5 protein-coding genes and 1 pseudogene are annotated in these 7,202 nt (G+C 72.9%); 4 read left to right on the forward strand and 2 right to left on the reverse strand.

All coding sequences use genetic code 11. From position 1 onward, the window contains the following. A pseudogene (locus ACFWEP_RS28985) lies at nt 1-135 on the forward strand (hypothetical protein); the annotation flags it as partial. Between the two features lie 19 nt (nt 136-154). Here the strand turns inward: ACFWEP_RS28985 and nadE are convergent. After that, nucleotides 155-997: an ammonia-dependent NAD(+) synthetase gene (gene nadE / locus ACFWEP_RS28990; RefSeq protein WP_387374375.1), complete on the reverse strand. Its 843-nt coding sequence runs from the start codon at nt 995-997 to the stop codon at nt 155-157. A 153-nt stretch (nt 998-1,150) separates the two neighbouring features. Beyond that, nucleotides 1,151-2,149, reverse strand: a complete 999-nt coding sequence (locus ACFWEP_RS28995; RefSeq protein ID WP_387374377.1) for an ArsR/SmtB family transcription factor — start codon at nt 2,147-2,149, stop codon at nt 1,151-1,153. A 455-nt stretch (nt 2,150-2,604) separates the two neighbouring features. Between ACFWEP_RS28995 and ACFWEP_RS29000 the strand changes: the two genes are divergently transcribed. The 3 genes from ACFWEP_RS29000 (at nt 2,605) to ACFWEP_RS29010 (ending at nt 7,162) form a co-directional block, all read left to right on the forward strand. Further along, the gene (locus ACFWEP_RS29000; RefSeq protein WP_387374379.1) at nt 2,605-3,927 is read left to right on the forward strand and encodes a hypothetical protein; all 1,323 of its coding nucleotides are present in this window, start codon (nt 2,605-2,607) and stop codon (nt 3,925-3,927) included. Between the two features lie 307 nt (nt 3,928-4,234). Next, nucleotides 4,235-5,236 (forward strand): TIGR03842 family LLM class F420-dependent oxidoreductase, encoded by a 1,002-nt coding sequence (locus tag ACFWEP_RS29005; RefSeq protein WP_387374381.1) that lies wholly within the window; start codon nt 4,235-4,237, stop codon nt 5,234-5,236. Between the two features lie 357 nt (nt 5,237-5,593). Further along, nucleotides 5,594-7,162: an NCS1 family nucleobase:cation symporter-1 gene (locus tag ACFWEP_RS29010; RefSeq protein WP_387374382.1), complete on the forward strand. Its 1,569-nt coding sequence runs from the start codon at nt 5,594-5,596 to the stop codon at nt 7,160-7,162. Nucleotides 7,163-7,202 lie beyond the last annotated feature (40 nt).

A 7,202-nucleotide genomic window follows, 5' to 3' on the forward strand; every position in this document is an offset into this window, starting at 1 on the left:
GACCGGCGTGGCCGCTCCGCGCCGCTCAACATGGTCATCACCGAGACCGGCGCCGCCTCCGCCGTCGCGAAGGCGCTGCCCGAGCTGAAGGCGCCGATCACCGGCAGCTCGATCCGCGTCCCGTGCCCGCCGATCCGGGCCGTGTCCGACGCGGTCAGCTCTTCCACCAGTCGTCGAGCGGGGTGGCCGGGACGGTCCGCTTGTGCCGGGTCGCCAGATAGACCGACTCCAGCCTCGCCGCGACCCCGGGGGCGACCTCCGCGCCCTCCAGGTAGTCGTCGATCTCGGAGTACTTCAGGCCGAGCGCCACCTCGTCCGGCAGCGCGGGGCGGCCGTCCTCCAGATCCGCCGTCGGCACCTTCTCCCAGGTGCTCTGCGGAGCACCCAACTCCCGCAGCAGTGCGGCTCCCTGACGCTTGGTCAGCCCCGTGAGCGGGGTGAGGTCCACCCCTCCGTCCCCGTACTTCGTGAAGAAGCCGGTCACTGCCTCGGCCGCGTGGTCGGTACCCACGACGAGCAGTCCCAGCTGGCCGGCGAGCCCGTACTGGATCACCATGCGCTCACGGGCTTTGACGTTGCCGCGCACGAAATCCCGGAGCTCCGGCTCCTCTTCGGAGAGCTGGGCCAGCCCGCGTGCGACCTCGGCGGACACGGTGTCCGCGCCCGGCTTGACGTTCACCGCGACCGACCGGTCCGGGCGGATGAACTCCAGCGCGATCTGCGCGTCGTGCTCGTCCGCCTGCACGCCGTAGGGCAGCCGCACCGCGAGGAAGGTCGCCTCGTGCCCCTCGGCCCGCAGCTCCTCGGCCGCGAGCTGGCACAACTTGCCGGTCAACGTGCTGTCCTGCCCGCCGCTGATCCCGAGCACGTAGCCCTTGGCCGGGGTCGACCGCAGGTAGTCCTTGAGGAAGTCGACCCGCTGCCGGATCTCCACCTTCGGTTCCACTGCCGTCCTGACGCCGAGGTCGGCGATGATCTGCTGCCTGAGGGTCACCATTCTCGTAACTGTACTGGCCGCTCCGTTACGGGGAGATGTCGGCACGGTCGTGACGCATGGGCATCCCGCTCCGATTGTTCCGCAGGTCACAGGGGTGGCGTCGCCGATCGGTCGATGGCGGGCACCGTCCGGGGCGGGCGCCCCCGGCGGGCCTCACCGCAGCGCTCCCTCCAGTACCGCCCGGCCGAGCCGGGTCCGGTGGTGGAGCACCCGTACCCCCTGGCGCTGGGAGAGCAGCAGCCCCGCCTCCCGCAGCACGGTGGCGTGCCTGCTGGCGGTCGACGGGGCGAGCCGGAGCGCCGCCGCGAGGTCCATCGTGGTCATCGGGCGGTCCAGTATCCGCAGCAGCTCCGCGCGGGAGGCTCCGATGAGCTGCGCCGCCGGGGCGTCGCCGCCGTGCCGCCGTCGTTCGAGCCAGCCGGGCGTGGGTGAGAGCGGGTGGACGAGGACCGGGGGCAGTTCCTCGTCGGCGAGGGTGATCGGGGAGCGTACGCAGAAGAACGCCGGCAGAAGGGTCAGCGCCCGCCCCCGTAAGGCGAGTTCGCGGTCCTTCGGGTACGGAGTGGACAGCGTGCGGTCCCGGTAGTTCCACCCGGGCAGCTCGTCGTACCCGAGGAGGAGGCCCTCCGCGCCGTGACTGAGGACGGCTTCGGCGCGTGCGGTCCGGTCGGCCTTCGCCTGCTCGCGTATCGCGTCGAGATAGGGCGCGACGGCCACCCCGTGGTAGGCGCGCAGGGCGGAGGCGAGCCGGCGCAGAGCACGGGGGCAGGCGTCGGCCAGGGGGCGTACGGCGGCCGGGACGGGCCGGCCGGTGTGGGCGTACAGCCGGGTGAGTTCGGCGCGCAGGCGGGGCCGGGGGGTGGAGAGCAGCCGGTCGAGTGCCGTGTCGAGGTCGGTGTCGCCGCGGCCGGGCGTCAGGAAGTCGGGGAAGTACGAGCGGTCCGGGCACAGCCGTATCAGGGTGCGGGTCACGGGGACGAGCCCCGACCGCCGCAGGGAGGCGGTCACCTCGCGGCGCCACGGCCCGAACGCCATGGGTGCCTGACGGTTCTGGAGCAGATGCAGGCTCAGCGCGGTCTCCCACAGCGGGTCCACGTCCGGGGCGAGACGCAGCCGGGCCAGCTCCTGGTGCGTGAACTCCACCCGCAGCACGGCCCACCCCCGGTGGTCGCGGACGTTCGTCGGCGCCCGCCCGGCGGAACTCTACGCGCATTGCGGATGTGACGCATGCATGCCAGAGAGGGCGGTCGTCGTGGCGTCCCGCACGTCGTCGCCGGGTGCGGAAAGGGGCGTGGGGAGAGGCGGAAGGTAGCGGGACACCGCCCCACTGACAAGCGCGCGACGGCCTCCTTCGACCAGGAACGAATGGCTTGCGCGGCGCCTCCGCCCGCACCACCGTGGCTCACGTGTCACATCGTCACCAAGTCGCGGGCTCGGTGCGCCCGGGGTCACGCCGAAGGCGCCACCCCGGGCCCCGGGCGTCGAGGTCCGCGCCCGTCGTCCCCCGGCACCACGGCGACACCCGCACCATGCTCCCGGCCCCACCCTTCCGGGCGTACCTGCCGTCCCGGAGTCCTTCCCCGCCCCCACCGAGAAGGAGGCGCGCCATGCGCCGCGACCAGAGATCCACCGCCGTGCCCGTATCCGTACCCCGCGCACCGGGACCCCGCTCCACCGCGCGCCTCGTCCGCCGGGGGCCCGCCGCCGCGGTCTCCCTGCTGGCCCTCGCCGCCCTCTCGCTCGCCGCCCATCCCGCCGCGGCCCGCGACGCCGCGCCCGGGGACACCCCGCTCGGCAAGGTCAGCTGGCGGGCGGACCTGTCCGCACCCACCGGCGACGAGACCAACGTCAGCCGCACCGGCGGCGCGCTGCGCCTCCGCGACCACCACGTACGGCCCGCCTCCGCGCGCTCCCCTCGGGGGCAGGCCGCGGTCCTCCTCCCCGTGCACGAGCTCGACCGGGCCGTCGACCGGATCACCCCGGACGTCGACGCCACGCTCCCCGCCGGGTCCGAGGTGGTGGTCGACGTGCGCGGGCAGGACGGTCTCGGCACGTGGACCGAGTGGCGGGAGGCGAGCGCGGGCGCACCCGCCGTGCTGCCCCGGGCCGTCACCCGGGTGCAGACCCGGATCGTGCTGGTCGCCGCCCCGGACGGCGCCGCGCCGAGCGTCCGCTCCCTGTCCCTGAGCGCCGAACTCGACGTCGACGCGCCCCGGTCCGTCACGGCCGCCGCGTCCCTCACGGCCACGGTCTACGCGACCCGTGAGGGGCTGGTGGGCGGCACCACCGCCAACGGGCACGTGATCACCGCCTCCGACCACTTCGTCGCCCTGCCGTCCCGGCGCGGCCTCTCCCCGAAGGGCAGCGCCCAGTACTCGGTCAAGGTCTGCGGCCCCGCGCGCTGCGAGACCGCCCCGGTGTGGGACGTCGGCCCGTGGAACACCAAGGACGACTACTGGAACCTCTCCTCCGCCCGCGAGTCCTTCAAGGACCTCCCGCAGGGCAAGCCCGAGGCGCAGGCCGCGTACCTGGAGGGGTACAACGGCGGCCTGGACGGGTCCGGCCGCAAGGTGCTCAACCCGGCCGGTATCGACCTCGCGGACGGCACCTTCTACAACGTCGGCCTGAACAACAACGGCTATGTCACCGTCGAATACCTGTGGACCGGCGCCGGTGCCGCGACCAAGTCCTTCCCGACCTGGGGCGCCGACGTCAACATCCGTCAGCAGGCCACCAGCGCCTCCACCCGGGTCGCCCAGCTCGCCGGCCCCACGACCGTACGGGTGCAGTGCCAGGTGCACGGCCAGCTCGTCCAGTCGAACGGATACAGCAACGACGCCTGGTCCTACCTGCCCGACTACGGCGGCTACATCTCCAACATCTACATCGACAACGCCGCCAGTTGGCTCCCGGGCGTGCCGAACTGCTGAGTGCGCGCGCGGGTGGTGGGGCTCGGGCCGCACCACCCGCGCCCTGCTCCCCACTCCCTCTTCCCAAGGTGGCGAAAGCGGTCCAGAATCGTCGCTCCGCGACTCGCGTCCGAGGCGCCGTCGTACAGGGGCCGGCGTGGTCCGATATGGAAGGATTCCGCCGGAGAACGTCACTCGTGGGTGGCTGTGCACGCAGTGCCCCTGTCGGGCGGACTCGCCCGCAACGGGCGGAAGTTCACCGGCCGGGGCGGCCGCGGCCGTCCGCCCCCCGCGCCATCCTTCGCGCACTGGACCAGGGAGCAGCGACATGGACTTCGGACTCGTCCTCCAGACCGACCCGCCCGCCTCGTCCGTCGTCGGCCTGATGCGCCGCGCCGAACGCAACGGATTCACCTACGGCTGGACCTTCGACTCGGCGGTGCTCTGGCAGGAGCCCTTCGTCATCTACAGCCGCATCCTCGAACACACCGAGCGCCTCGTCGTCGGCCCCATGGTCACCAACCCCGGCACCCGCGCCTGGGAGGTCACCGCCTCCACCTTCGCCACCCTGAACGACATGTACGGCAACCGCACCGTCTGCGGCATCGGCCGCGGCGACTCCGCGATGCGGGTCGCGGGCCGCAGGCCCAACACGCTGGCCCGGCTCGGCGAGGCCATCGACGTCATCCGCGACCTCGCCGAGGGCCGCGAGGCGTCCGTCGACGGGCAGCCGGTCCGCATCCCGTGGGTGAAGGACGGCAGGCTCCCGGTGTGGATGGCCGCGTACGGGCCCAAGGCGCTGGCACTCGCCGGGCAGAAGGCCGACGGATTCATCCTCCAGCTCGCGGACCCGTTCCTCACCGAGTGGATGATCAAGGCGGTGCGGGACGCGGCGGCAAACGCGGGCCGGGACCCGGACTCGGTCACCATCTGCGTCGCCGCCCCGGCCTACGTGGGCGACGACCTCGACCACGCGCGCGAGCAGTGCCGCTGGTTCGGTGGCATGGTCGGCAACCACGTCGCCGACCTCGTCTCCCGGTACGGCGAACACTCCGGACTGGTGCCCGAGGCCCTCACCGCTTACATCGCCGGCCGCTCCGGTTACGACTACAGCCACCACGGCCGGACCGGCAACCCGGACACCGCCTTCGTGCCGGACGAGATCGTCGACCGGTTCTGCCTGCTCGGCCCCGCCGAGGCGCACATCGAGAAGCTGCGGGTCCTGCGCGACCTCGGCGTCGACCAGTTCGCCGTCTACGACATGCACGACGCCCGCGAGGCCACCATCGACGCCTACGGATCGACGGTCATCCCCGCCCTGGCCGGCTGACGCCAGGTCTTCGAAACCCGCCCGCTCCCGTCCCGCGCACCCGCACCGCGCGCACCGGACTGTCCGGACCCGCACCGCGCATCCGTCCCGCGCACCCGCACCGCGCGCACCGGACCGTCGGGACCCGCACCGCGCATCCGTCCCGCGCACCCGCACCGCGCGCACCGGACCGTCGGGACCCGCACCGCGCATCCGTCCCGCGCACCCGCACCGCGCGCACCGGACCGTCCGGACCCGCACCGCGCATCCGACCCGCGCACCCGCACCGGCTGTACATACGTCCCGGCCCTCGCACGACGCCCGGCCCGGGACCCCGCGCCCCGCACGGCACCACCTCCGAGCGAAGGGTCCAGCCGCATGACAGCAACCACCCCGCCCACCCCACCGACCCCACCGACCCCGCGGCCACAGCAGCCGCCGCCGGGCGGGACACCCGACGGCACCGGCCCGTCCGACAGGGTCGCCCTCGCCCCGGAATCCGCCCCCTCCCACCCCTCCTTCGTCAACGAAGACCTGCTCCCCGTCCCCCCGGAGCGGCGCACCTGGACCACGTACAACTTCGCCGCCCTCTGGATCGGGATGGCGCACAACATCCCGTCCTGGCTGCTCGCCTCCGGGCTCGTCGCCCTCGGCATGGACTGGAAGCAGGCCGTCCTCACCATCGCGCTGGCCAACGTGATCGTGCTGCTGCCGATGCTGCTGACCGGGCACGCCGGACCCAAGTACGGCATCCCGTTCCCCGTGCTGGCCCGCGCCTCCTTCGGGCTGCGCGGGGCCAACCTGCCGGCCCTGATCCGCGCGGCCGTCGCCTGCGCGTGGTTCGGCATCCAGACCTGGATCGGCGGGGTGGGCGTCTTCACGCTGCTCGGCAAGATCTTCGGCGGCTGGGCCGACGCCTCCCCGATCGGCGGCCAGCCGTGGACGCTCTGGCTCTGCTTCGTCCTCTTCTGGGCCCTCGAACTCGCCATCATCCACCGGGGCATGGAGACCCTGCGCCGGTTCGAGAGCTGGGCCGCGCCCTTCGTGATCGTCGGCGCCCTCGTGCTGCTGGTCTGGATCGCCGTGAAGGCCGGCGGCTTCGGACCCCTGCTGGACCAGCCCTCCGAACTCGGCTGGGGGAGCGACTTCTGGCCGGTCTTCTTCCCGTCCCTGATGGGCATGATCGGCTTCTGGTCGACCCTGTCCCTGAACATCCCCGACTTCACCCGCTTCGGCGCCGGCCAGAGCGCCCAGGTCCGCGGACAGACGCTCGGCTTGCCGACCACCATGACGTTCTTCGCGCTGCTCTCCGTCCTCGTCACCTCCGGCTCGCAGGCCGTGTACGGGGAGGCGATCTGGGACCCGGTCCAGCTCGTCGCGCGTACCGACAACGTCTTCGGCCTGCTCTTCGGCCTGGTGACGGTGCTCGTCGCCACCATCTCCGTGAACATCGCGGCCAACGTCGTCTCGCCCGCCTACGACCTCGCCAACGCCCTGCCGAAGCTGATCAATTTCCGGACCGGGGCCCTCGTCACCGGTGTCGTCGGTGTGCTGATGATGCCCTGGAAGCTCACCGAGACACCCGAGCTGTACATCTACACCTGGCTCGGCCTCGTGGGCGGTCTGCTCGGGACGGTCGCGGGCATCCTCATCGCCGACTACTGGTACGTCCGCCGTACGGTGCTCGACCTGCCGGACCTCTACGAGCCCGGCGGGCGCTACTGGTACCGGGGCGGATGGAACTGGAGGGCCGTCGTCGCCTTCCTCGTCGGCGGACTCCTCGCGGTCGGCGGCTCGCACTCCGCACCCGGCGCGGGCCCCTTCCCCGAGGACGGGATCGTCTTCTTCCTGAAGCCCCTCGCCGACTACGGCTGGGCGGTCGGCCTCGCCTCGTCGCTCGTGCTGTACGCCCTGCTCAGCGGCCGGAAGGCCGCCCGGGACGCCTGACCGGGACGATCCGCCGGAGGCCGGGCCCGCACATCGGGAC

It is taken from the genome of Streptomyces sp. NPDC060198, from assembly GCF_042728415.1.
Taxonomy (GTDB): domain Bacteria; phylum Actinomycetota; class Actinomycetes; order Streptomycetales; family Streptomycetaceae; genus Streptomyces.